Consider the following 25,654-nt stretch of genomic DNA (forward strand, 5'->3'; position numbering starts at 1 on the left):
ACCTCGCCGAGTGGGCCGGCTCGGACCGTATCCGGCTCACCCCCTATCAGAAGCTGGTCATCCTCGACGTGCCCGACACTCGACCGGCGATCGAGGCGACGCCCACCGCGTTGAGCCCGTTCTTGAGCCGCTGCACTCCGACGTGGTCGATCGGATGCTTCAGCGGCTCGGGAGCCGGGCCGTCGATCAGCGGACGCTTGAGGTACTCGGTCTCGAGCACTTCGCGGAACTTCTCGATGCCCCAGTCCTTGATCAGGAACTTCAGCCGGGCCTTGGACCGCAGCCGTCGGTAGCCGTAGTCGCGGAAGATCGAGGTCACCGCGTGCCACACCTCGGGCACCTCTTCGAGCGGCACCCAGGCGCCGACCCGCTGGGCCAGCATCGGGTTGGTGGACAGTCCGCCACCGACCCATAGGTCCAGCCCCGGGCCATGCTCGGGGTGGTTTACGCCGATGAACGCGATGTCGTTGACCTCGTGCACCACATCCTGAAGACCCGAGATCGCGGTCTTGTACTTGCGCGGCAGGTCGGCGAAGTCGGGCTGACCGATGTAGCGGCGCGCGATCTCCTCGATGGCCCAGCTGGGGTCGAGCACCTCGTCGAGCGACTCCCCGGCCAGCGGTGAGCCCAGGATCACGCGAGGGCAGTCGCCGCACGCCTCGGCGGTCTGCAGCCCGACCTCGGCCAGCCGCCGCCAGATTTCGGGGACGTTCTCGACCTCGATCCAGTGGTATTGCACGTTCTCGCGGTCGGTGATGTCGGCGGTGTCACGGCCGAATTCGGTGGAGATCTGGCCCACGGTGCGCAGCGCGGCCGCCGACAGTGCACCGCCGTCGCAGCGCACCCGCATCATGAAGTATCTGGCTTCCAGCAACTCGGCATTGTCGTCGCCGGTGAATGAACCGTCGTAACCCTGTTCACGCTGGGTGTACAGGCCCCACCAGCGAAAGCGGCCACGCAGGTCGCTCTTGTCGATGCTGTCGAACCCGTTCTTGGCGTAGATGGTCTCGATGCGCTCGCGCACGTCCAGCGGGGCGCCGGCCTGTTTCATTTGCTCGTTCGGATTCAGCGGCTCGCGATTTCCCAGTGCCCATTGGCCCTCGTTACGGGCCTTAGCGGGTCGGGCGGTGGTCATCGGAAGTTCTCCTTCAGAAAGATCGCCAGTGCGCCCAGCACAGTTCGCCGACACTTTTGGGCGGCGCGGAACCGTCGGCCGACTGGAGACGCAGGGGGGCTGGGTCTACCACGTCAAGGCAGACAGATACAGCTGCAAACGCGCTTGAGATCGATGTGCCGTCGCGCCACGAGCACAATGTGCGGGCTTGGCTGGTCGACAGTCACGCCCACCATTGTGCCACGGATGCCCAACGGCTACGCGAGCAGGTCAAATCTTGGCTCACGGTGATTGAAAGTACTGGGCAAGCCGGGGAGGCCGGCCCGCAGCGAGAAGTTCTTGGGGCCGGCCCGATCGCCGTGCTGTCATGCCGAACGTGTAACCACTGCGAGAAAACCGCCCGAATATCGCAGTGAGTGCACGCTTGGCGCACAGCGACTTGTGGCCGAGAGGTGCCTCGTTTGTCGTGGGATCATGTGGCATGGCCATTCGCGAGGCACCGGTCGACCTGCCCGAACTCCGGGTGGTCGCTGGGCGGCCGTTTGGCATCTACCTGCATGTCCCGTTCTGCATAACGCGCTGCGGCTACTGCGACTTCAACACTTACACCCCGGCCGAATTGGGCGGCGTCAACCCGGACGCGTGGCTCAGCGCACTGGGAGCCGAACTGGAACTGGCCGCTGCCAGGCTGCAGGCGCCCCCGGTGAACACCGTCTTCGTCGGTGGCGGAACACCCTCCCTGCTCGGGGGTCCCCGAATGACAACGCTGCTGGACATGGTGCGCCAGCACTTCACGCTGGCAGCCGACGCCGAGATCACCACCGAGGCCAACCCCGAGTCGGCATGGCCGGATTTCTTCGATGCCATCCGAGCCGCCGGCTATACCCGGGTATCGCTGGGGATGCAGTCGGTGGCGCCGAAGGTGTTGGGTGTCCTCGACCGCATTCACACGCCGAACCGGTCCGCTGACGCCGCCCGTGAGGCGTTGGCCGCGGGCTTCGAGCACGTCAGCCTTGATTTGATCTACGGAACGCCGGGGGAGTCCGACGACGACCTGTTGCGCTCGGTCGACACGGCGATCGAGACCGGCGTGGATCACGTGTCCGCCTACGCGCTGGTCGTCGAGGAAGGCACCGCGCTGGCCCGCCGAGTGCGGCGCGGCGAACTGGCCGCCCCGGATAACGACGTGCTGGCCCACCGCTACGAATTGGTGGATGCGCGGCTGTCCGAGGCGGGCATGTCCTGGTACGAAGTGTCCAACTGGTCGCGACCGGGCGGAGAATGCCGGCACAACCTCGGCTACTGGGACGGCGGTCAATGGTGGGGCGCAGGGCCGGGCGCGCATGGCTACGCGGGCACGACGCGTTGGTGGAATGTCAAGCATCCCAACGCTTATGCGGAGAGGCTGAGTGCGGCGGCTCTGCCGGTAGCCGGATTCGAGCAACTCGATGACGAGGCCTTGCACACCGAGGATGTGTTGTTGAAAATCCGTCTGCGCCAAGGTCTTCCGGTTGGCCTGCTGAGTGGCGCCGAGCGTGAACGTGCCGATGGTGTGATCGCCGACGGACTGTTGGTGGCCGCCGGCGACAGGCTCGTCCTGACGCCGCGCGGACGGCTGCTGGCCGACGGTGTGGTGCGAACGCTATTGGGATAGCGGAATTGTCAGTGTCGTCAGACCCCGAACAAATGCTCGACGACGCGGGCGATCTCGATGTAGAGCGGAATTCCCACCGTGACGTTGTAGGAGAACGTCAGCCCCAGGGAGGCGGCCAACGGCAGCGTGGGACTCGCTTCCGGGATCGCCAGGCGCTGGACCGCGGGCACAGCGATATAGGACGCCGCCCCGCACAGGACCGCGAACAACACGTAGGTCCCGGGCTTGAAATCGGTGTGAGTCAGCGATGCATAGCTACAGGCCACCACGATGCCCAGTGTCGCAAAGACATTCGGCGCTACCAGGCCGAAGACGATGAATCCTGGCCCCGCCGTACGAAGGTCCTTCAGTTTGCGCGACGCCGTCATCCCCATCTCGAGCAGGAACAAACACAGCACGCCCTGGAAGGCCAGGACGAAGAATTTGTCGTCGTCGGCGACGACCTTCTGTCCCTGCAGTCCACTGACGAGGCCGATGATGATGCCGCCCATCAACAGGACGAGGCCAGGGTTGAGGAAGACCTCCTGGAACAACTCCCGGGAGAAGATCGGCGCCCTTTTGCGCTTGCCGCGCGGCGGGGTCTGGTGGGCCTCCCAATCCGGGTGCTCCAGCTTTTCCAGCGAAAGCTCGAGCTCCTGCTCGATGGCCGCTTCCTCCTGGCTCTCCAGGCTCTGGCCGTGCGGAGGACGCGCAGCAGTGCCGGGGCCGACCCCAACTTTGACCGGCGGCGTATAGCCGGCCTCGTCGGGCATGTAGCCGGCGGAGTCCATGCCCCGGTGGCGCAGTCGGGCAACGAAGTACAGCGCCACCAAACAGCCCGGGATCTCCATCACGGCCAGCATCACCGGCATGTACGCGTTGAAAGCGATGTTCACCGCCGCGAGCACGGCCACGCAGGTGGCAAAGGTTCCCGCCGAGTCCGACCCGTAATAACCGGCAATCGTCGCGCGGTCGACTTTTCGGAGTGATTTCAGGCGGCTGAGCCCCAGGTACGCCAGGCCGCCGATCAGGCAATTCAGCACGAAGCCCAGGACCATGAAGCCCACGATGGCCCCGACGCTGGACGCGCTGACCTGTGCGAGTTCTTCCCCGCCGTGCCAACCGATGGCCAGCAGCAGGTACATGGTCAAACCCTGATAGATCACATAGGGAAATTCGAACCGCACCTTCAGGATCGGAATCAGAAAACCGAAGTAAAAGAACAGTAGTAGCGGCTTGAACAAGTTATGGGTGAAGTTGTGCCAGAACTCTTGCAGCATTGATGCCTCCGTTTATTAGAGCGCTGATCAAGGGGAGCACCACCGTCCGCAAGCGGAGCAATCACGAAACGTCCCGACGACCGTGAAGAATTTATCCCCGCCGCTTAGCTCCCCGCCACTCGACAGCTCACAGGCGCGCCGTCGCCTTCCCGCTCCCTGTTAGCCGGAAAAAGGGCTGGTCAGAGGCAAAAAATTCAGACGGCTTTTACCGGGTGCACGCGCTTTAGGAGCGTCGAGGTTGGTGTGAAGATGCTGTACATTTACTGTGGAGTAAATGGCGATCAGTGCGCCGACGAGATCAGCGAGGGTCTGACTCCGGCGCCCTTTTTTCGATGCGTCACCGAGAGCCAGGCCGACGGCGAGTAATGCGTCGTTATTTCCTCGAAACCGTCGACACGAGATACCGACAACACGCCGGTCTGCTGATTGATTTCGAGTTCGTCGCCTTCGCTCGCATGCACTTCCTCGCCGTTGGCAAGCCGGATTATGAACATGGTGTTCCTCCGATCCGGCGGATCCGTCGGGTGGACAGTCGAGCGCTATGGAAAGTGTCGCTGCCGCGGCCGCTCGGTGTGCGGCCGCTACGTAAACGGTTGGGAAACCTTTGGAGTGGCGACCTTCCCAGCCGGCGGCGCAGCGGGCCGGGCGAAGCCGACGTCGACCCCCGTCTACCTGCGCGAACGGGCTGGAGGTGACTGTGTTCCGGGGTGTTCGGGCGGGTAGCTCCCGATCCGCGAACGATTTAACTCCGCGGGAGTTTTAGCTGAATGCGGCCAATGGCCGGGCCAGTTGGCGGGATCGGTTGCGCACCGCTACATAGGTTAGGCTACATTTACTACTCGTGACCGAGGTCAGCGTCGAGACAAGTTCCGCCGGCTCTGAGTCGCCGTCGATCCCGCTTCCCGTGCATATCGACCCGGCTGACCTGGCGGCCGAGCTGGCCGTGGTGCTGTCCGAACGCGTCGGGGAAGAGTATTTGCTCTACGAGCGCGGCGGTGAATGGGTGCTGGCCACCGGTGTGCACGCGATGATCGAGCTGGACAGCGACGAGTTGCGAGTGATTCGCGACGGGATGACTCAGCGCCAGCAATGGTCGGGCACGCCCGGGCCGATTCTCGGCGAAGCTATTGACCGGATGTTGCTGGAGACCGATCAACTCTTCGGCTGGATCGCGTTCGAATTCGGGGTTTATCGCTACGGGTTGCAGCAGCGGCTGGCACCGGGAACCGCGCTGGCCCGGGTGTTTTGGCCGCAGGGGCGCATCGTGGTGACCCGGGAGGAGGTCCGTCTGTTCGGCGCATCGGTCGGCCACCGTGACGAAGTCCTGGGTGTGCTCGGCGACGGCGTGCCCGAGGTGCCCGACGCCTCGGCCGTCGATGTCGTTGCGGACGCGACGGGCTACCGCGATCGGGTGGCGTCGGCGGTCGGTGAGATCGCCGCCGGCCGCTACCGCAAGGTGATTCTTTCCCGTTCTCTTGAAGTGCCTTTCCCGCTTGATTTCCCGTCCACCTACCGGTTGGCCCGTCGGCACAACACCCCGGTAAGGTCATTTCTGCTGCGGCTGGGCGGGATTCGCGCGGTGGGCTACAGCCCCGAACTGGTTGCCGCCGTGCACCACGACGGCGTCGTGGTGACCGAACCCTTGGCCGGGACGCGTGCGCTCGGTCGTGGCGAGGCCCGTGACCGCCAGGCCCGAGACGATCTGGAATCGAATTCCAAAGAGATTGTCGAGCATGCGATTTCGGTGCGGAGTTCGCTGCAGGAAATGGCCGAGATCGCCGAGCCGGGCACCGCCGTCGTCACCGATTTCATGACAGTGCGGGAACGGGGGAGTGTGCAGCATCTCGGCTCCACCGTCAGCGGGCGGCTGGGCACGTCGAACGACCGGATGGACGCGCTCGAAGCGCTGTTTCCCGCGGTCACCGCGTCGGGCATCCCGAAAGTCAGCGGCGTCGAAGCGATCATGCGCCTGGACGAGGGGCCGCGCGGGTTGTATTCCGGTGCGGTCGTGATGCTTTCAGCCGACGGCGGATTGGATGCGGCCCTCACGCTGCGCGCGGCCTATGAACGTAACGGAAAGACGTGGCTGCGGGCGGGCGCGGGCATCATCGAAGAGTCCACGCCGGACCGCGAATTCGAAGAGACTTGCGAGAAGTTGTCCACGCTGGCGCCGTATCTGATTGCGCGCCAATAGCTTCTCATCACTTGACTAATCGGCTGCGGCTATAGCCGGCCGCTGCATGTGCCCTGCGTCACTGTTGGTGGGGTAGGGACTTTCGGCCCTATTTGCCCGGTTCCGGTGCGTGTCATCTTTGTGTAACCGCGCGACACACATACATCGCGCTTACCGATCATAACTGGGAGGGTTCCGTGTCCAAGGGCCTGACTAACCTGCAGCTACTTCACGAACTCGAGCCGGTGGTCGAGCGCCTGCTCAATCGTCATCTGTCGATGTTCAAGGAATGGAACCCGCACGACTACGTTCCCTGGTCGGACGGCAAAAACTTCTACGCGCTGGATGGCCAGGATTGGGAGCCCGGGCAAACCCGGTTGCCCGACGTCGCGCAGGTGGCGATGGTTCAAAATCTGCTGACTGAAGACAATTTGCCGTCGTATCACCGTGAGATCGCGATGAATTTCAGCATGGATGGTCCATGGGGCCAGTGGGTGAATCGGTGGACCGCCGAAGAGGCCAGGCACAGCACGGCGCTGCGCGACTACCTCGTGGTCACCCGCGCTGTCGATCCCGTTGAGTTGGAACGGTTGCGGCTGGAGCAAATGACGAGGGGCTTCAGCCCCGGCCAGAATCAGCAGGGCGACATGTTCGCTGAGAGCCTGTTCGATTCGGTCATGTATGTCTCGTTCCAGGAGTTGGCAACCCGTGTGTCGCACCGCAACACCGGCAAAGTCAGTAATGACACCATCGCCGAGCAGTTGATGGCCAGGGTCTCGCATGACGAGAACCTGCACATGCTCTTCTACCGGGATGTCAGTGCCGCGGGTCTGGACATCGCACCCGATCAGGCGATGAAGTCGGTGCATCGGATTCTGCGCAACTTCAAGATGCCCGGATTCACAGTGCCGGAGTTTCGGCGCAAGGCAGTAATCATCGCCGTCGGTGGTGTCTACGATCCGCGCATCCATCTGGACGAAGTCGTCATGCCCGTACTGAAGAAGTGGCGGATCTTCGAGCGCGAAGACTTCACCGGCGAAGCCGCCTGGATGCGCGACGATCTGGCCCTGTTGGTCAAGGAACTTCAGGAAGCCTCGGAGAAATTCGACGAGTCCAAGCACCGCTACCTGGAGCGGGAGGCGCGGCGAACCGAGAAAATCACCGCCAGCAAAGTGCTGCAAACAAAAGGAACGCTGACGCTGAGCAAGCACTGAACACCGCTGGGGAGCGTGAGGGCGGCGAAAACCCTGATCGCGCAGGGCCGCTCAGAATCGACGGCGAATGTCGGTCATTCTCATGTTTTTCGCGCACTCGCGCGGCGTTTTCGTGTCTGGCCTGGCAGATGGCCCAGGCGGTTGTAAAGTTGCAAGCCGAGTTGTGCTTGCGGCCCCCGAGTGAGTCCCGGCCTTCGCTCTGCCGTATTGGAAAGTGTTGAACAACTGGGCAATTGACGAAAAGCGGTGCGGTCTGCCTAGCTGTCGACACCCGCGAGCTCCAGTGCTGTCGACGCGTCCGAGTCGTCCGACGCTTCGGACGTGTCCGAGCTGTCCGAGCTGTGGGACGTATCGGAGGTGCGAGATGCGCCGAATAGGTCTCGGAGTTGAGGTGTCAAGTTGGAGTCCGTCGGGCGGTGAATCGTTCCCGGGGTGAACCCCTCGACCAATCTGATGGCGCTCATCATCTTCTGCAGTTCAGCATCGCTTAGCTCTTTGACAAGCCGTGTTGTGTCCAGACCGGTGAGCTGCTGAATCCGGACGGCGTAGGCGGCGGGATCGTTGCGGGGATCGCCGGCTGGCGCATATTTCTTCATTGCGTCAGCGATACTGACGTTGGCGTAGACGTTGGAGCGCAACACGTCCCGCAATGCCGTCCACCCCGAGTTGTAGTCGGGAAAAATCGCAAGCCCACGCTTGTCGACGCCGATTGCGTTCTTGTAGGGGAGTTTTCCCGGCAGCAGGTTTCCCGGATTATTGTTCCGCCATGCCAGCGACCCTCCTTCGAGGATGCAGTCTGCGTAGGCGACAAATGGATCCTGCGAGGTTCCTGCGGGCAATTTGGGCATTGCGGGCTTCCGTTCTCTGAGTTTGTTGATGGTTCATCGCCGGCAGGCTGAATCACGGTTCTTCGCTAAGCGGTCGCGTGAGTCCGTCGCGCTTCCAATTCGGTCCTCAGCGAAATCCGTGATGCGGTCCCAGCCGATGGGATCAGGTCTACGCCAGCTTCTGTGGGGGAGCATGCGTAGTGCACTACTCGAATCGTCGAGCTCGCCCTGGTGCCACTTTCGAACATCGTGCCGCTTCAATCCTCGCGGTGGCGTTCGTAGTCCCAGCGTTCCAACCATGCGGAGAGGTGGTGCACTCCGACGCTGACCATCACCAGGACTACGCCTTCACCGGCCATGACCACGCTGTTCATAGTCGTTCCATCGCGCGAGCCATAGCGGCGCGCTCAAAGTAAGGGTTGCGCCGGGGTGGGTAGTAGCGCTGCGGTCGGCGCTGGGCCGTTGAGCGCGACGCTAATTGTTGCCAGAGCGAGACAACCCAGCGGCGCGGGACCGCGCTCGTCTGGGATGCGGCGACGCCAGCTGCGAACACCACCCCGCGTGAGGTGCTGGGAACGGGCGCCAGGGAAGCGGGGGTGCTTTGCGCTTCCCCGGCGCTCGCTGCCGCGGTCACTCCACCCCTCACAACCGGAGTGTGCGGCGGCAAATGACCGGCGGGTGCGCGGCCGGCCACAGCGAGAACGGGTGTGGCGTCATCCTGGTGCGGCGCCACTGTTACTGGGATAGATAGCATTTCGTCTCCCTGAGGGTGGATTGCGTTACCGTGGTTCGATAAAAACCTACGAGGTCACCCGCACAGCGGGCGCGCGTAATGGGCTACTCGTTATGCCGCGAGGGGTCTTGCGGTACGGGCCTGATGATTGGGAACAGCGGCCGGTGTTCAACTCGTGCCGCGTGACCGGCTAGGCGACCGGTGCGGAAACGAAACCTTCTGTGTGCGCGGCTAATTCAGCGCCCATCAATCCTGGTCACCCCAGTGTGGTCCGCTGATCTGCGGGAACTGCCGGATTCGATGCGGCCGCGCGCTACTCGATGTCACCTCGTTGACGACCACCAAGGTGAAGTAGTGTCACCGCAATCCGCAGCATGCCAACCCGGCGTCAGCCGGTTTTGTTGACCGCAACGATGGCCGCCAGTTCGTCGCGGTCTGAGATGTCGAGTTTGATGCAGGCGCGATATATGTGGCCTTCGACGGTGCGCACGGACACTGTCAGCTTGTCGGCGATCTCGCGGTTGGACAGGCCTTCGGCGATCAAGGCCGCGATCTCACGTTCCCGAGAGCTGATCGGAAGGGGGCGGGCCGCAGCCCGGATCGCCGGTGTGGTCGCGCCGCCGCATACCGCCGCCAATCGCAGTGCCCGAGCCGCGACTTCGGTGGTGTGTCGGTTGTGGCCGCTGCGCTCATACAGCACGACGGCTTGGGCGGCGGCGTCCGCCGCCGAAAGCAACAGCCCCGCGTTCTCGAAGTCGATGCTCACCGCGTCCAGAGCGCGTGGATCGGACCCGGCTACCGCCGCTGCGTGGCGGGCATACAGTGCGGCCGGCGCACCATCGATCTGTTTGGCCAGCGCGCTCAGTCGAGCGGCGACGGTGCGGTCTCCAAAGCGGGCCGCGTGGTGCAGGGCCTCGGCTTCGACGGCGTACTGGCCCGCTCGGCGGGCGCTGTCGGCGGCGGCACGGGCCAGGTCGATACCGGTGCGTTCGCCGCCCCGTCCGGCGGCCAGCCAGGCCCTGGCGATCGTCGCCATCGGCTCGTGGAGGGCCAAGTGCGGACCGCTGTGTTCGTTCGCGTCGGCCAGAACCCGCTCAGCGTCGGCGGTGCGGCCCAATCCGGCGTACGCCCGGGCCAACAACAGCCGACCCGGCAACCGCCACGGCAACGAGTTCTCGGCGTTGAGCGCGGCGAGCGCTTGCTCAATTGAGGTGATGGCTTCAAGGAACGTCCCGCGGTAGGTAGCGACCACCCCCGCCATGATCTTCGCGATCGCCCAGCCTACGAATTGTCCCTGTGAGGAGAACCGACTGTAGTCAGCGACCCGCCGGTCGGCCAGATCTAGTCTGCCGGTGTGGGTCAGCGCCAGGATGTCGCCGTAACGGATCATCCACCGGATCATGCCGTCGGTGGGCTTCTGCTCGGTGCGACACCGTGCGGCGATCGGTTCGAAATCGGCGCCGCGGCCTGCGACGGGCATGGCCAGGCCGGCAGCGAACGCCGCGAAGTCGATGGCCTGAATTGGCGCCGCGGCGTCGGCCAGTACTGCCTCGGCGGCGGCGATGCCGTCTTCAACCTGGTTCTGGTGCACCGCTATCGCTGCCCCGGTGGCCTCGACGACGAGGCGCAGCGCGGGTTGGGTGACGCGCTCGCGCATCAGGGAGAGGATCTGGTGAGCCTCGGCTATTTCTCCCATCGACCAGAACAGCGTGGACAGCCGCGGGATGCCCCAGAGGACGAGTTGCAACTCATCGAGATCCTCGGGGTTGAACTGTGCCAGGATCGCGTCGGCTTCACCCGGTCTTCCCTGCCACAGCACCGCCCGGGAGAGCAACTCGCCGGCACGTAGCCCATCACCGTGCTCAAACGCGCTGCGCGCCAAGCGTTCCCCAAGTGGAAGGTTGGCTAAGAAGACGGCGTCCTTAGCGGCGGCGACCAGCAGAGCGTTGTCGGCGACCTGGTCGCTGTCGACGGAAAGTTGCGCCAGCCGAATGCGATCCGCCGCAGAGGTGATGTCCCGGACCGCCAGCACCGACACGATGTCGCCCCGCAGCTTTCTTGCCGAGGCGGTTCCGGTACGGCGACGCATCACGTCCCCGTACAGCGGATGGCTAATGCGGGCATTGAGCGTTTGTCCGTCCCGCACGATGCGAATCAGGCCTTGCAGTTCGGCGGCGTCGACGGCTTCTTCACCAGCCAGCTCGACCAGCGCATCGAGGTCGAGCGGCTCGCAGAAGGCCAGAAACCTCAACGCGCCGAGTGCCGCGCCGCCGGCGTGATCAAGCCGGCTTTCCAGCAGTTCGGCTAGCCCGGAAGAGACGGCTGTGGGTCCGCGCAACTGCCAGACCCCGTCCACCTCGGTCAGGGTTTGGGCTTCTATTGCACCCTCGACCATGTGTCGCAGGAACAATGGATTGCCGCCGGAAGCCGACCACATGACGTCGGCGGACAGGCCCTCCAGGGTGCCGCCGAGCACCGATTCGACGAGTTTAATGCTCTGCTCCTTCGACAGCGGCTCCAAATCGAACCGCTGCAGATAGGAGTCCTTCCATAAGGAGGTGACCGCATCGGGCACGGCCTCGCCGCTGCGGACGGTCGCGACGATGCGCCCGGTCCGCTCGACGGCGATATGGTGCAACAGCGTCGCCGAGAGCTGGTCGAGCAGATGCGCGTCGTCGACGCCGATCACCGGATCGGCACCGGCGAGGATGTTTTCGCGCGCCGCCGCGAGCAGAGCGATGGGGTCACGGGCGCTCGAGGCACCCACCCACTGCAGGAACGCGCCGAGTGGGATCGCTTGAGAGGACTCGGTGCACGCGGCCCAGTGCACGGCCGAGGGCAGCGTGTCGGTGACCGAACGGGCAAGCGTCGTCTTACCGACTCCGGCAGGACCGATGAGCACCACGCCGCGCTGCTCATCACCGGTGAGCGCAGCGCGGATTGTTTGCTGCTCGACCGGGCGTTCGAGCAACTGCCACCGGCTGCTCATGTATGGGAAGTCTAGGGCTGTCCCCAGGCCGGCGCCGGGTGAAATCGCCGTTGAATGCAAATTCCGGCTGCGGAGCCTCGCCGACACTGCCGGGGTTCGGGGCATGCCGGTGTGTGAGTCGGCGCGCTCACTGGGGGAGGTCAGCGACCGTCGGTTCGAGGGGGCGGACATGGTTCTTGTCATGGCGGAAGGTGCTGGAAGCTTCGTAGACCTTGAGCTTGAGGCGGTTGATGGGGCCTAGCGGGCGGTGTGCGGCCAGGCCGCGCCACGAGTTGTAGGACAATACGTCGTCGCCGAACCGGCGCCGGTCGGGGGAGTCCGGATTCTGTTGCTGGTAGCGGAGTTTCGCAACCCCGATGTGGGGACTGAGTTCTTCCGGCCACGGCACGGTCGCGTCCTCGATGGGCATCCTGGCCAGGTCGGTGCACAGCTGAGCGCGCAACTCGAATTCGGCGCTGTCAGTGGCGAAGAAGTCGAATACTTGGCTGCGGTAGGCGTCGTAGCCGGTTTCGGCCGGAAGCGGCTGGCCCGCCAGTGTCGTCACCGACTCCGACAGCGGCACGATCTCGAATTTGGCGACGTGCTCGCCCCACCGGATGGGGGCCGACGAATAGAAGTTCTGGCCCAGGATGTGGGTGTTGGGCTCGATGAAGATCTCCACGGCATTGGGCAGTGCCACTCCCACCCGGCCCAGGACGGATTTGGCACGCGTGAGCAGCGCACCCACCGCGGTCAGCGCGGGATCGGACAGGCGAGCCAACAGCCATGCCAGGGGCATGCCGCGCCGCAGGTAAGCCCGCACGTCAGCGAAGGGGAATTCGCGATGGGTTACCAACAGGAAGTCCTGGGTCGCGGCATCATCGTCGGCCAGGATGCGCTGGCCGGGTTCGTCCAGGAGCACTTTGATCGCCAGGCCGTGTACTCCGCGTATCTGGTCGCTTCGGATCACCCCGGAGGTGGTCGACAGCCGGGTGATCACCGGATAGCTTCGTGGCTGCGCGAACAGGCCCTGAGCCAGCTCGGGTGGCAGATCGGGATAAACCACGAGCTCGCCTCGTAGCACAGCCAGCGTCTTGGCATGGGCATCGCGCAGGCCGTGATGGAACTTCTTGTACGCCCATTCGTTGTTTCCGCGCAACGCCTTCACGATCGCGTCGATCTCGCGATCCTCCTCGGCGCCGGGCTGTTCGAGGGCGTCGCTGTAGGGGACGTAAGTAGGTTCTGGGCCCGGTGGCGGTGGATAGCGGCGCGTCGTCGTAGGCGCCGGGGACATCCGGGTCCACGGCCGTGCAGGTGTTCTGGGCCACGGGGCGAACGGATTGCGCACCGAGCGCAGGGTGGGTTCCAGGGCCGGGAAATGCCGCAGCAGCAGCGTGCGCATAGAATTGGTCTGCACCCATGTCATGCCGGCCTCGGTGTACATCGCCGGGGTGAAATCGGTGGTAAAGAACCGGTCGCTGCGCAGGCGACGGGAGGCCATCAAGATGAAGATCCGAAACGCGGTGTCGCTGAACCCGAAGCCCGGTGGTTTGGGCTCGGCGTATAGGCCGATCATCAGGTCGACGCGCTCGACGTCGCCGTAGATGTCGCGCAGCTCCTGGGCCCACACCGGGTTATCGGTGAGGTCTTCGAAGGTGGCGGCGGGCTTGAGTCGCAGCATCCGCCGAAAGGCGTTGTAGCGCGGCACGCCCCGTTCCCGGATCCGCAGGATGTCAGCGGCGGCCAGGTCGATGGGGATGTCGTTGACCCGGTGGAAGTCCTGGAGGTGGATAGGAAAGTTGTGCAACGTAATCTGGCCCGGATGGGCCACGCCCAACGAGTAGAACCAGTCGTCGGTCTCCCATTGCGCCAGGCGCTCGCGGACCTGGGGCTGCGCCAAATCCGGTAATTCGTAGTGCGCCAGCTCCTGATCGTCTCTCAGTGAGCGCACGACGTAGTCGTCGGGGATCAGTGGATGCATGCGGTAGACCGCGACGAACTCCTCGGTGAGCGAGTACGGCACACCGTCGTGGTCGGTGGGTGATCCGGGGATACCCTGTAGCACCTCGTTGGGAGTGATGCGACCGTAGCGGTCCTCGAAGTGCTGACCGAGCACCCCAAACCAGTTGGCTCGCATCGCCGATTCGGTGGTGGGGTGGGCGATGATCGCCGGGGTCCACTCCAGGGTGTGGATCTTCGCCATCAGCGCGGAATTGACCAGGCGGGCTTTGTCGTAGAGCTGTTGATCGCTCATCTGGGGATAGTGCCGATGGAGCTCGCGGCAGATGGCGTTGTGCTCGCGCAGAAACAGGGAGTGCAGTAGGGCCAGCCCGACCCAGAAGTTGGCCCTGACCGCCCCGTGCGGATCGAGGTAGGTCTCGAGCTTCTCCGGATGCAAGCCGACGTCGTCGATCTTGACCTGCCCTAGCTGCCCGGTGCGCAGTCCGTCCGCGAATCCGCTTGTGTTGCCGTAGATCTGGGATCCGTCCCACCAGTGGGTGTCCTGGGTGACGAAGGTGGGTGGGCCGGAGGCGTCCGGGCTGGGGTCCGGTGTGGTCCGTTTGATCGTCATTGGCGATTCCGGCCACAGATCGGAGGCCGCGACGGGGATCTGCCAGGGCGCCTCGTCGGTGGTGCCGTGGCTGAACCAGTCATGAACCTCGAATTGGATCCATGCGGCGGCCAGAAGGTTCAGCGTGGACGCCGGTTTGAAGCTGTCACGGGCGAGCAGTCGCCGGCTGATCACGCGCGGGTTGGGTTCGAGTATGCGATCGGGCTCTTCGGGATAGGTCAAGCCGGTGGCGACATTTCGGCCGAATCGGCTGCCCAGGGCACCCATTAGCGGGTATTGCAGGTCGTTGTTCGTGCCGTCGAGAGTGCGCGCGTCACGGCAGGAAGCAACCCCATTACCACCGGGCGGGTGGTCGTCAGGTCCACGGCCGGTGTCATACAGATTTTTTTCGCGCAACTGCTCTCGCAATCCGATGAGGACCGCGAGTCCCACAGGCGTGGGAAGCCGAAACCATCCGATCCATCGGTCGGTCATCTCTGCTACTCGCGCCAGCCGATCGGTGAGCATCATGTTCGCCTCCACATAACGGCTCCGTGGTAGCTGAAGCTGCAGTGGACACTAACAGTTCGTCGGACGTGGGGCTGGTGGTTGCGCTGGATGGTGGTGAACATCCATCGCTCGCGTCGGGCAACGCCGGCGCCCGTCCCGTGCGGCGACGAGGGCCGCGCGGCGGCCGGACATCTTGAGTGGCAGCGCAAAGGAGGAGGGATGAGGGGAGGCGCGCAGCGGCCAAAGATTTTCGCAGCATCGAGCATTCGAGGAGCTGGCAGCGTCAGCGCCTGGCAGCCGCGCCATCGTTTCGGTGACTCCATGCGTCTCCCTTCGGGCCTATCCGCAACGCGCGGCGACGCGAACGTTAACGGCGAATTGGCAGGGGTGCACGGGTAGTCGACTACCCGATGGCTCCCCGCCGTCCGGTGCCACCTGCGATCGAGTGAATGATCAACGGCCAGTTGCGACACAGATGGAGTAGCCGACTACCCGTGAAACCGGCGCCGCTGAGCGCGATCATCGAGGCCGGCCAATCTCCATCGCAAAACCCGAACTACCTGTAAGGATCACTGGTGGTAAACGAAACGCCGTCTGAGTTGCCGTGGCGGTAACCGCCGCGTGGCGGGGTCACCTCAACGGTCCCTCGGCGCGGGTGTTTCGACGCGGCCGATCGGTGAGAGGAGAAGCCATGTCGATCGGACAGATCTTTGTAGTAGCAGGGTGCGGCGATGCAAGCCGGTGAGCCCCGCCGGGCAGTGACCAATTCGTTGATCAGTCCCCTCGCGGTGCGGACCCCAGACGAGCTGACGCCTCAACAAATGCAGATGACGGTGACTCATGTCGATGACGACACGAACGTCACCACTCGTATGGTGCTTCTCGAGTTGCGGTTCAACCCCGGCGACAACCCAAAGGCAGTAAACGATCGGTTCAAAAAGCTCTGGGACACCGTGTTTTCGGGTGCCTCGGCACCCCCGCGCCCGACCGTGATCGCCCGACATTACTGGCGCTGCGTGCTGAGCAGCGAGCAGATGCGGGCGCTGGCCACCGCCGACGTCGCAGCGGCCGAAAGTAGCACCCCGCCGGGTGTCCCGTCGATCTACCGCATCTGGCCCGACTATGTGATGCGTGGTCACCTGGACCGCTCGGTCACCACGGTCAAAGCTGACGCCGCCGTGCGAACCTACGGCTGCGGTGGCAGCGGCATCGTGTGGGCGGTACTGGATTCCGGTATCGACTCCAAACATCCGCACTTCGCTCGCTACGGCAACCTCACCGATCCGCTGGTGAAGCGGTGGCACCGCGACTTCACTGTCGGCAACACGACGCGCGGTGGGCCACTGACTGACGTCCATGGTCATGGGACGCACGTCGCCGGCATCATCGCCGGCGTAGCGCCCGATGACGAGAAACTGCTGATCGCCTCCAACGAACCCACCGATCAAGACCTGCCGCGGTGGGCACTGCGCACCCTGGAACCGGGAACCACGCTGAGCGGGGTAGCTCCGCAGACCAAACTCGTCAGCCTCAAAGTGCTTGATGATGACGGCAATACAGTGTCCAGCGCGGTGCTCGATGCGATCGACTGGGTGCGCCGAATCAATTCCGGCGGCCGCACCGTTCAGATTCACGGCGTGAATCTTTCGCTGGGTTCGGATTGGCCGCCTTCGGACTGCGCGGCCGGGCAAAGCCCGATCTGTCGTGAACTTGATCTGCTCGCCGCCACCGGGGTGGTGGTCGTGGTGAGTGCGGGCAACGCTGGCGCCGCCGGAACCCTGAGTGGACCGAGCAGCGACGTGCGGGGCCAGCTGTCCACCATCACCGATCCGGGCAATGCGGCCTCGGCGATCACGGTGGGTTCGGTCCATCGCTACAAGCCGCACACCTATGGCGTCAGTTTCGACTCCTCCAAGGGGCCTACCCTCGATGGGCGTAAGAAGCCGGACCTGGTGGCGCCGGGTGAGCGCATCACCTCGGCCGCAACGGGTTCGTTCGTTGCGGGCGTGGATGTGCTGGCGCCGCATGACACCAAGCACTTGGCCCGCTATCGCGAGGACAGCGGAACATCGATGGCGGCTGCGCACGTGTCGGGTGCGATCTCCGCATTCATGTCGGCTCGCACCGAATACATCGGACAGCCGCAACTGATCAAGCAGCTGCTCATGGACAGCGCCACCGATCTGGGGCGCCACGAGTTCTATCAAGGCGCGGGTCTGATCGACCTGATGCGCGCCCTGTCCAATGTCTAAATGATGCGGAGGCTACGCGATGACCACTATTCACGGATTGCCCTACTACGAAGCGGATTTCAACGCTGACGGCAGTCTCAACACCGCCACCGGCGGCGGCTCCGGCGGCCTGCCCGAGGCGATCGCCGCGGGCGGCATCACCGACCTGTTCGTGTTCTCCCACGGCTGGAACAACGGCGTCGACTCCGCCCGCGACCTCTACGTGGCGATGTTCGGGCTGCTCGCCGACCAGCTCGGTCCCCGGGTGGCTACCAGCGCCGCCGCCGGCATCATCTGGCCATCACTGCTCTTCCCCGACGACGATCCCACCACCGCCAAGCCGGTGCCCTCCACCGGCGCCGAACTGGCAACCGCTTTGAGTCCCGCTTTTCCCGACCAACAGCAGGACCTGGCCACCATGGGCGCACTGCTGGATCAAGGGCCCCAGGACCCCGACAAGCTGAACGAGTTCCACACGTTGGCCAGCACGTTGGTGACGACCCAGTCCGACGCGGTCGAGGACCACGGTGAAAATGCCTTCGTCAAGGATCCAACTGCGACCGTATTGGCCTACGCCGGAGCAATGGCACCCAAGGCCGGGAGCGGGGCCATGGGCGGTGCCAATGTCTTCACCACGATGTGGTCCGGCGCCCGGGAGGTACTGCGCACCCTGAGTTACTACGAGATGAAAAACCGTGCCGGCGTGGTGGGCCAGCAGGGGTTGGGCCCACTGCTGGCCGACTTGGCGCAGCGCGACGCCGCGCTGCGAATTCATTTGATGGGGCACAGTTTTGGCGCGCGGCTGGTGTCCTACGCGCTGGCCGGACTAGGCAACGGGCATACCGGCGCAAACAGTCCAGTGAAGTCACTGACTTTGATCCAGGGTGCCTTCTCCCACTTCGCTTTCGCCGCCAACTTGCCGTTCAACCCGGGCCGCTCCGGTTCCCTGTCCGGCTACGGCGACCGGGTCGACGGGCCATTGCTGTCGACATTCACCGCCGCCGACCGCGCCGTCGGATGGTGGTATCCGACGGCGAGCATGCTGAGCCGCCAAGACAGCGAGACCGCCGCCGACTTGACCTACCGGTGGGGAGCGATGGGCCATGACGGATACCAGCGCGATCCGGCCCCGGCGGTCGTTCCGCTGGCGCCGGTGGGTTCGCCGTACGAGTTCGTGCCCGGCGAGTTCTACGCTCTGGACAGCAACCGGATCATCTGTGCGAACCAGTCGGCTTTCAGCGGCGCGCACAGTGACATCCGCCATCCCGAGGTGTTATGGGCGGTCGTCAATGCGGCGGGACTGAATGCCTGAATCATGTGCCGAAGGCGAGACCGCAAGTTTCGCCATCCTGGCCGTGCGCGAACGTCCTTACCGCAGCGACGCAGCAGAGCTTCGTCCGCACGGCCGTGCCACGGGGCGCTGCCTGGTCGATCGGCGAACTGAGTAGCGCACTACGCTATCGGGCGCCGTGCGACTGCGGACAGCATCGAGGACGACCAGCACACGGAAGCGCTGGCGAATTCAAGCCCCGAAAGGCAGCAGCCGTGTCCGCAACCATCGTATTTGACGAGCAGGTCACCTTTGTCACCGATCCGATGAACCCCTGTGCCGGTGGCGATTTCACCGTCTTCTGGCAGGAAAAGAATGTCGGCGAGGACGCCTCCACCGACTATCAGGACATCTTCGACCTTGATGATGAGGGCAGCGGCGACAGTCAATCACTGTCGTGTGATCCGCTGGTGCCCGGGCAAAGCGCGATGCGGTCGTTGACGTTCAACCTGCCGGCCGGCGACTACCGGATGAGCCTGGTTATCAATGGATCCGGTCCGATCGATCTGGGCAACGTCATCGTCGGTGAATGCTCGACCGCTGTGCAGCAGTAGCCCGCGACAACGACGTCGAAATCAACCCCAGCTGGCAACCCGCAATCAACCGGTGCACAAGGAGACAGCGGGCGTCAGACCATCCGTGGGCCGCCGAAACCCGGAACCGCTCCAACCGGGATCAGCCCGAACGAGGTGACGAGAAGAATGAACAGTCGCAACGTTTGTGGTGTCGTCGACTGCTCGATCTCCGGTCGGCGGGCTGCGAAAAGAATGAACACGGTCGTGACGTCGAACGCCACGATGGTCAACCAACGCGTCCAGTCATAGCCGGTGAGGAAGACCGGGACGACCAGCAGCAGGCCAGCGGTCACCGAGGCTGTTCGACCGCGCAACGCCTCGGTGAACGCACGCAACGGGACGCCCGAAAGTCCACTGACTCCCCACAACGTCGCCGCGAGGGCGGCGCCACCGAAAATCAACGAGACGGTGAGGCCGAGTGCTCCGATGTGGCCGACGGTGCGGATGGCCGCGGCGATGCCATTGTCGTAGTGCGGCATTACGTTGCGGCACACCCAGTCGTGATAATCAGTCTGGCTGGGCCGCCCGTCAATCAGAAAGCGCACCAGCGTCCGTGGTGAGGTGACCGTGGCGAAGGGATTGGGCATCAAGCGATGCGGTACCGCTGCGCACAATTGGGAGGCGATGTCGTGACGACCGAATGCCGCCACGACAGCCGTGACGAGCACTCCCGGCAGCACAGCAACCAGCATGCCGAGACGCTGGGCGCTTTCCAGCGCACCACCGAGCACGATGATCGCCAGTACCGCCCCCAACGCGAATTGCAACCCGATCGCCTCGTGTACCAGCGTCAGGGCCGCGATCGCCGCGCCGTAGGCCGCACACCATCCCATGGCGACGGCACGGGAACGGACCAACACCAATGCCGAGCTGAACAGTGCCAGCACCGCCCCGCCGAACAGATCCGGCCGAGCCGAGAAGGCCGCGAACGGAATCCCGAACGGCAGCAGCGGAATCAGCATCGCAACCATCAGCCTGCGCTCGGAGCGACGGCGACCTACGAGCACCACGCCCGCGACCGTTGCCAGGCCGCACAGGTACACCGCCGTCGACAGCCAGCGCAGTCCGAGGGTGGCCGCGAAGTAGTGGGTTGGCGCCAGGCGAACCAATTCACCGGCGAGCCCGCGACGGACGAAGCCGTGTGCGTAGTCGGCCGTGTAATACGACATCCAGTACACGTCAAGTGGAACGACCTTGATCGCGAACCACATCACGACCACCGCCCAAGCCGCAATCACGGCGCCCATACCCAGCAGGTGGCGCGGAGTCTGTTCCGTCACCGCAACGTCCGAGTCCACGATCAAATCTGTCCCTGGTAGACGGTGGTGGTGAACAGGTTCATATCGGCCAGCACACCGCACACGAGCTCGCGAACACCCGCCGCGGTGTTGTCGGCGCCGTTCTGGTATGCGACGACGTCGAGAAACCGGCGGCCGTTGATCGTTCCTGTGCTGCAGAACAATTGGCCGTGCATCTGCTCCAAGCGCCGACGGGTGACGCCCTGCTCGGCCAGCCGCATCGAGACCTCGGTTGCGTCCGCACCATCGATGCGGCCGAAGGAGGTATCGAGTTGACCGAGGTTGGAGCAGCCCACCGGCAGATGACCGGTTGACATCGCGACGCTTTCGGCGCGCCGGACCAACCATCGTGGCGTGAAGGGGACGAGCGGAAGTCCGGCGAGCATTTCATTGGGCTGGTCGCCCAGGGACGTCAGGAGTCTCTTGAGGTCGGCGCGCACACCGGCCAGATCGTCGACCACCCCCTGGCCATCGACGGTGAGCGTGATCGAGGTCAGCGCATTGGCGCGGTCGTCGTTCGCGGTGCGGTCGCTGACGGGAAGCACGACCGTCACAGAATTGCCGTCGGGCAGCACCCTGCCAATCCGTTTTGCCAGACGTACCGCGAAAGCGACGAATAACGTGTTGCTGCTTGCGTTCAGGCTGCGCGCACGTGCTTCCCATGCCGCATCATCGGTTTGAATCGTCACCAATGGGAACGTGCTCTCGCCTTCGTCTATCGTTCCGGCCGCCCGCGGCCGGCGTGCCGGTGGCTGAGCCCGCTGACCAGATGATGCCCTGAACAAGATCAGCAGCGTCGCGATCAGCGCGCGCAGGGCCGCGGGCAGGTCGAGAACGGCATCGGTCAGATCCTCCAACACCGCACGCCACCGGCTGCGCGAACCCGCCTGCGGATAGCCAAGATTGCGGCCTTCTCCCTTGATCGCCTCGGCTACCGCGGTTGCCAGACCGAGTCCGTCGACAACACAGTGTGATGCCACCAAGGTGACCGCCGTACCGCCGTCATCCAACGGCAGCACGCCGAGGTGAAATGTCGGGCCGTGTTCGGGGTCGACGGCCACCTGCGCGCGGCGTTGCAGCCATGCACCGATCTCCGGTCGCGGTTTCCGCGGTTCGCACGTGATGTCGGGCGAATGACCGTCGGCCACCCAGCGATGACGCCCGAACGGCAGCGGCGAGCGCTCGATCCGGCGTCCGAGCAGACCGGCTCCGAGATTGTCTTTGAATGCCCGCAATTCGTCGATGTTCACGGCGCGGTCGTAGACCCACGTGCATTGCACCGTGCTGCCTTGCCCGGTGGCACGCAGCCGCAGGAAAGCGGCCTGGTCCAGCAGCGCCAGCCTCGCCACTAGCACCCCGCCTCGGCCGCAGTGCGATATCCGCGCACCGCCGCCGGTGCGAAAACCGCCACCAGGACGCCGCACCACAAGCCCGCCTGGCACAGCGGCGACAGCACCGGCCCGCCCGCCGCGAGCGCGCGCATTGCCTCGATCGTTGGTGATATGGGTGAAAAACGCACCACCGGTTGCAACCAGCCGGGAAACACCTGGGCGGGCGCAACGCCGGTGTTGAGGAACAGCAGCACCACGCACGCCGCGCCCAGCCAGGTCACCATCGCTTTGCCGTCCACGCGGGCAGCGATAGCGATGACCAACGCCGCCATCCCCGCCGAAAGCGCCACGGGCAACAACACAAAAGCCAGCACAGCGATCCAGCCGCAGCTGAATCGCAGACCCAACGCGATGCCGAAGATGGTCAGCACAACGGCGGACGTGACGGTTCGGGTGGCCTCGGCGACCAGACGGCCCGCCACGGCGCTGGCCCGATGGATCGGCTGCACCCACAACCGGGTCAACACACCGGACTCCCGCTCTGATGGCAACGCCAAACCGGCACCCAGAGTTCCGAATACGGCGCCGACCACCGCACACATCGGGACCAGCCCGTACAGGCTGTCGTGTCCGGTGACGGCCAGGACGGACTTGCCCACCAGCAATTTGTAGATGATGAGGAGAAACGTCGGAAACAACAGCGCCTGCACCGTGACGATCGGGTCGCGTCGCCAGCGGCGCAGCAGCCGACCCGCTTCCGAGGCGCTTTGGCTGACGAATCCCGTCAGCGACGACAGGCGCGGAATTGCTTGGCGTACATCGGTGTTCACGCTGACCGAAGGCTGCGCTACTACTGCGTCGCGAACCGGCGGGAGGTGCCGGCGTCCCCTGCGGACGATCCGCGCCGGGCCCGGTGCGTTGACGCGTCGCTGCATCCGCAGCGCGAGAATGCCGAACAGCGCGAGCAATCCAACGCACCACGTCGACGTCACCGCTAAATCCCTACTGGTGACATGACCGGTGGCCAGTCCGCGCAGCGTGTCGGCGACCTGTGACACCGGCTGGTAGCGAATGAACGGGCCGAGCCACGCTGGAAACGATTCCGCCGGGGCGATTCCGGTGGACAACAGGACCAGGACCAATTGGGGGAGTAGCAATAATTGGCTCGAGGATTCGACGGAGCCGACCCGGGAGCCCAGGGCATCTGCGCCCAGGCACACCGCCATCGCGAACGTCATGGCGATCAGCACGAACAGCACCGCCTCGCCCGGACCACCTTCCATCCGGAAGCCGAACGACCATCCGATCGCCAGAGCGGCGATCAGCGCAATGGCCGCGCGGATCAAGCAGTAGAGCATTCGCGCGCCCAACGGCACCGCCGCCGGAACCGGCAGAGTACGAAGACGAGACCCGAAGCCGGACAGCCGATCTCGCGCGGCGCGATCGGCTGTCGTCATCGCCCCGAACAGCATCGCCTGCACGATGACCACGGGAAGGACATATTGTGGGTAGGGCGTCGAGCCGGTGTGGATGATGCTGCCCAGCACCAAGGCAAACCCCAGAAAACACCCCACCGGCGCCAGCGCCGCGAAAAGCAGGTCAGCGTCGCGTCGTGAGGCCGATATCGTGCGAAAGGTGAGGACCATCAGCGCACTCACATCGAGACCCCGGCGGCAGAACGGGAACCGCATCATGCATCGATTTGTTGTCCGGCGTCGGACACCCGGGTGAACTCGGCACGCATCGCCTCGACATAGCGTAAGACCGACCGGCGGGCGACATCGGTGCCTGGGTAAGCGACCACCAGCTGTGTCTTGTCATGCATGCGATTGACCCACATGCACACCGTCTCCGACAGCCGGTTATCCCCCCAGACGCCGGCACGCAGGCCGTCGAAGTAGTCACCGAAGGGCAACTTGCGGATGTCGATGTAGGAGAGCATCGGCACCGGACGGTCCGGAACCTCAATAGGATTCGATTGGGGATCCGGCGACTCAAGCAGGTGATAGTAAGGCACGGCGCCCAGGCTGGTGTTGCCATCGAACGATGCTTGCGCGGCATTGACGATCTCAGCGAATGATGCACCCGCGGTGGGGATCGCCAACGGGATGAAGCTGGCCAACCAACCGACCGCGGTGGCGTGCGCGGGATCGCGACGGTTGTCGAACGGTGTGAGGCCGAAATACGTTGCGGCGCCCGTCAACCGATGCTCCGTTAGCGCGGCGCAGGCGAACACGCCACCGCTGAAACGAGCCCCCGCGGCGCGGCACACCGCTTCGAACCGTCGGCCCTGGTGGTCATCGATCAGGTCGAACACATCGATGGCACCCGGTGTATCCGCGTTCGACTCACCCAGTTCCAGAGGAAACTTGGGTAGCGCACCGTTGTTCGCGGTGAGAAACGCCCGCCACGACTGGATCTCGGCCGACTCTTCATTCAGGGCCCTGGTGTAGGCATGCTGTTTCGCGCTGTATTCCCGATGGCTGGCGGCGGGTGGCAGTACATTCTGCGCCCTCTGCAACGCGGCGAAGTACATCGTCTGGATGTCGAGGAAGATCACCCCCGCCGACATGCCATCGGCACGTAAGTGATCGACTGCGATAAAGACGGTGAAGCGGTCTTGAGCTTGAATAATCCCGAAGGTAAAGCAGTCCCACTGCAACGGATCGGGCGTATCGAGAAGCAGTTTGCGGATCTGGGTCGGCGCCATTCGTCCGAGATCCGTTGGCGCCACGGTGATGACCTCTGGATCGGCAATGACGTAGCGAAGGATTTCGTCGTTATCACCGAAAGCAAAGCGGTCGTGATAGGTGTCGTGTCGGCGCAAGTGAGAATTCAGTGCCTGGGTCATCGCGTCGATATCACATATGCCACTGATTTCCCAGGCACCGATGCATAACCGGGGGATATCACGGCCGCGGCTGACCTGCCGTCGGTAATAGCGAAGATGCTGCGATTGCTGATAACTGACCGGAGCGCGATGATATTGCGCTTCGGCAGCACGTCTGTAGGTGGCCGCGGTGGGGTACCAGGAGACGACGGTACCCTCGGCCGTCCAATCCTCAACCGTGCCCAGGAACATGCGCTACCTTTCGTTCGTCAGCCGGCGACGTCGGTTCCGATGACCTTAACGGCACCGGGCACAAGTTGCTGAACGAAGTGAGGTTCGACGAAGTACTGCTTCGCAGGCCCGGCAAGCGCGCTGCCGTCACCTGCGTCGACCGACGTGCACACCAGGATGGATTCACTGTGATCTGAGTTGGCTGACAGCTTGGCCTCAACCAGCGCAGACGGACGACTCTCTGACGATCTCGCGGCGCAATCATAGAAATCCCCTCCCGGGCCTGGAAGATCTTCCAGGAACTTCTGACAACTCACCGTGTGCTCGTGTGAGGTGGCCGGCAACGCGAAATCTTTTAATTTCGCGCGCGGTTAACTCAGAATTACCGCTCAACAGCGTTTATCTCGGCGTGATGACTCAATCTGTCGATTCCAACCCATAGAGCGAGCGCTATTGTGCCAGACCATGCACCATGCCGGAGGCCTGGCGGAACGGCGCCGCGTTTACCATAACTTGATGTACGGCCGTATTGGAATAGTGTCAGCCAAACATTCCTCGCAGTGATCATCCGGGCAAACAACCGAATGATTCCAAAACTGCAGCGGCACTGGGTTCTACGCTCTCGTCGATACCGGCGTCCACGGCGGAGTTCGGTGCGAACGCCGGCGCCGGCAGCAAACTTTGATTCGAATGAATCCGCCCGGCTCCAAGCCGCCTGATTGCGGTCGGCTGCGTTAGGCGGACCGGCAGTGGCTACGCGCAGACAAACCGCTCAGGATGGTCGATGATGGTCTGAACATTTTCCCTCGCCGCGAGACTCCCACA

General features: G+C 64.1%; 16 protein-coding genes and 2 pseudogenes. 6 read left to right on the forward strand and 12 right to left on the reverse strand.

Annotation, left to right across the window (positions count from 1 at the left end; all coding sequences use genetic code 11):
• Window positions 1-67 precede the first annotated feature (67 nt).
• Both A5625_RS03440 and A5625_RS30660 read right to left on the reverse strand, forming a co-directional pair.
• Window positions 68-1,135 (reverse strand): annotated as a pseudogene (locus A5625_RS03440) (nitrite/sulfite reductase); the annotation flags it as partial.
• 113 nt (window positions 1,136-1,248) lie between these two features.
• On the reverse strand, window positions 1,249-1,350 hold the full coding sequence (locus A5625_RS30660; RefSeq protein WP_369829977.1) for an Ms4527A family Cys-rich leader peptide: 102 nt from the start codon (window positions 1,348-1,350) through the stop codon (window positions 1,249-1,251).
• Between the two features lie 245 nt (window positions 1,351-1,595).
• On the opposite strand from A5625_RS30660, the gene hemW reads away from it, so the two are divergent.
• On the forward strand, window positions 1,596-2,768 hold the full coding sequence (hemW, locus tag A5625_RS03445; protein ID WP_066989064.1) for a radical SAM family heme chaperone HemW: 1,173 nt from the start codon (window positions 1,596-1,598) through the stop codon (window positions 2,766-2,768).
• Window positions 2,769-2,785: 17 nt separating this feature from the next.
• On the opposite strand, the gene A5625_RS03450 is transcribed toward hemW, so the two are convergent.
• Together A5625_RS03450 and A5625_RS03455 are read right to left on the reverse strand one after the other, a co-directional pair.
• Window positions 2,786-4,027, reverse strand: coding sequence for a sodium-dependent bicarbonate transport family permease (locus A5625_RS03450; RefSeq protein WP_066989066.1), 1,242 nt, complete (start codon window positions 4,025-4,027; stop codon window positions 2,786-2,788).
• A gap of 281 nt (window positions 4,028-4,308) precedes the next feature.
• Window positions 4,309-4,521, reverse strand: a complete 213-nt coding sequence (locus tag A5625_RS03455; RefSeq protein WP_066989068.1) for a hypothetical protein — start codon at window positions 4,519-4,521, stop codon at window positions 4,309-4,311.
• A 347-nt stretch (window positions 4,522-4,868) separates the two neighbouring features.
• Here A5625_RS03455 and A5625_RS03460 point away from each other — a divergent pair, with 347 nt between their 5' ends.
• Window positions 4,869-6,221, forward strand: a complete 1,353-nt coding sequence (locus A5625_RS03460) for a salicylate synthase (RefSeq protein WP_066989070.1) — start codon at window positions 4,869-4,871, stop codon at window positions 6,219-6,221.
• A gap of 176 nt (window positions 6,222-6,397) precedes the next feature.
• Complete coding sequence (locus A5625_RS03465; protein WP_066989072.1) at window positions 6,398-7,414, forward strand: acyl-ACP desaturase; 1,017 nt, start codon at window positions 6,398-6,400, stop codon at window positions 7,412-7,414.
• 257 nt (window positions 7,415-7,671) lie between these two features.
• Here A5625_RS03465 and A5625_RS03470 read toward each other — a convergent pair whose 3' ends face one another.
• The 4 genes and pseudogenes from A5625_RS03470 to A5625_RS29475 form a co-directional block, all read right to left on the reverse strand.
• Window positions 7,672-8,262, reverse strand: coding sequence for a hypothetical protein (locus A5625_RS03470; protein WP_066989074.1), 591 nt, complete (start codon window positions 8,260-8,262; stop codon window positions 7,672-7,674).
• Between the two features lie 1,100 nt (window positions 8,263-9,362).
• Complete coding sequence (locus tag A5625_RS03475; protein ID WP_066989077.1) at window positions 9,363-11,963, reverse strand: LuxR family transcriptional regulator; 2,601 nt, start codon at window positions 11,961-11,963, stop codon at window positions 9,363-9,365.
• A 127-nt stretch (window positions 11,964-12,090) separates the two neighbouring features.
• Window positions 12,091-13,236 carry a catalase family protein gene (locus A5625_RS29470; protein WP_197515951.1) on the reverse strand — a complete coding sequence of 382 codons (1,146 nt, stop codon included), beginning with the start codon at window positions 13,234-13,236 and terminating at the stop codon, window positions 12,091-12,093.
• A 30-nt stretch (window positions 13,237-13,266) separates the two neighbouring features.
• Window positions 13,267-14,988, reverse strand: a pseudogene (locus tag A5625_RS29475) (peroxidase family protein); the annotation flags it as partial.
• 746 nt (window positions 14,989-15,734) lie between these two features.
• On the opposite strand from A5625_RS29475, the gene A5625_RS03485 reads away from it, so the two are divergent.
• The 3 genes from A5625_RS03485 (at window position 15,735) to A5625_RS03495 (ending at window position 19,118) form a co-directional block, all read left to right on the forward strand.
• Complete coding sequence (locus tag A5625_RS03485) at window positions 15,735-17,255, forward strand: S8 family peptidase (protein ID WP_232003387.1); 1,521 nt, start codon at window positions 15,735-15,737, stop codon at window positions 17,253-17,255.
• A 19-nt stretch (window positions 17,256-17,274) separates the two neighbouring features.
• Window positions 17,275-18,546 carry a serine/threonine protein kinase gene (locus A5625_RS03490; RefSeq protein ID WP_066989081.1) on the forward strand — a complete coding sequence of 424 codons (1,272 nt, stop codon included), beginning with the start codon at window positions 17,275-17,277 and terminating at the stop codon, window positions 18,544-18,546.
• A gap of 233 nt (window positions 18,547-18,779) precedes the next feature.
• Window positions 18,780-19,118 (forward strand): hypothetical protein, encoded by a 339-nt coding sequence (locus tag A5625_RS03495; protein WP_066989083.1) that lies wholly within the window; start codon window positions 18,780-18,782, stop codon window positions 19,116-19,118.
• Window positions 19,119-19,192: 74 nt separating this feature from the next.
• On the opposite strand, the gene A5625_RS03500 is transcribed toward A5625_RS03495, so the two are convergent.
• Genes A5625_RS03500 through A5625_RS03515 form a run of 4 tightly spaced genes read right to left on the reverse strand, consistent with a single transcriptional unit; the run spans window position 19,193 to window position 24,850 of the window.
• Complete coding sequence (locus tag A5625_RS03500) at window positions 19,193-20,386, reverse strand: hypothetical protein (RefSeq protein ID WP_232003389.1); 1,194 nt, start codon at window positions 20,384-20,386, stop codon at window positions 19,193-19,195.
• Window positions 20,387-20,439: 53 nt separating this feature from the next.
• Window positions 20,440-21,786, reverse strand: coding sequence for a hypothetical protein (locus A5625_RS03505; RefSeq protein ID WP_066989085.1), 1,347 nt, complete (start codon window positions 21,784-21,786; stop codon window positions 20,440-20,442).
• On the reverse strand, window positions 21,786-23,426 hold the full coding sequence (locus tag A5625_RS03510; RefSeq protein WP_066989105.1) for an ABC transporter permease: 1,641 nt from the start codon (window positions 23,424-23,426) through the stop codon (window positions 21,786-21,788). The genes A5625_RS03505 and A5625_RS03510 overlap by 1 nt, the downstream gene beginning before the upstream one ends.
• Before the next feature lie 32 nt (window positions 23,427-23,458).
• On the reverse strand, window positions 23,459-24,850 hold the full coding sequence (locus tag A5625_RS03515; RefSeq protein WP_066989086.1) for a condensation domain-containing protein: 1,392 nt from the start codon (window positions 24,848-24,850) through the stop codon (window positions 23,459-23,461).
• Between the last annotated feature and the right edge of the window lie 804 nt (window positions 24,851-25,654).

It is taken from the genome of Mycobacterium sp. 1465703.0, from assembly GCF_001672975.1.
Taxonomy (GTDB): domain Bacteria; phylum Actinomycetota; class Actinomycetes; order Mycobacteriales; family Mycobacteriaceae; genus Mycobacterium.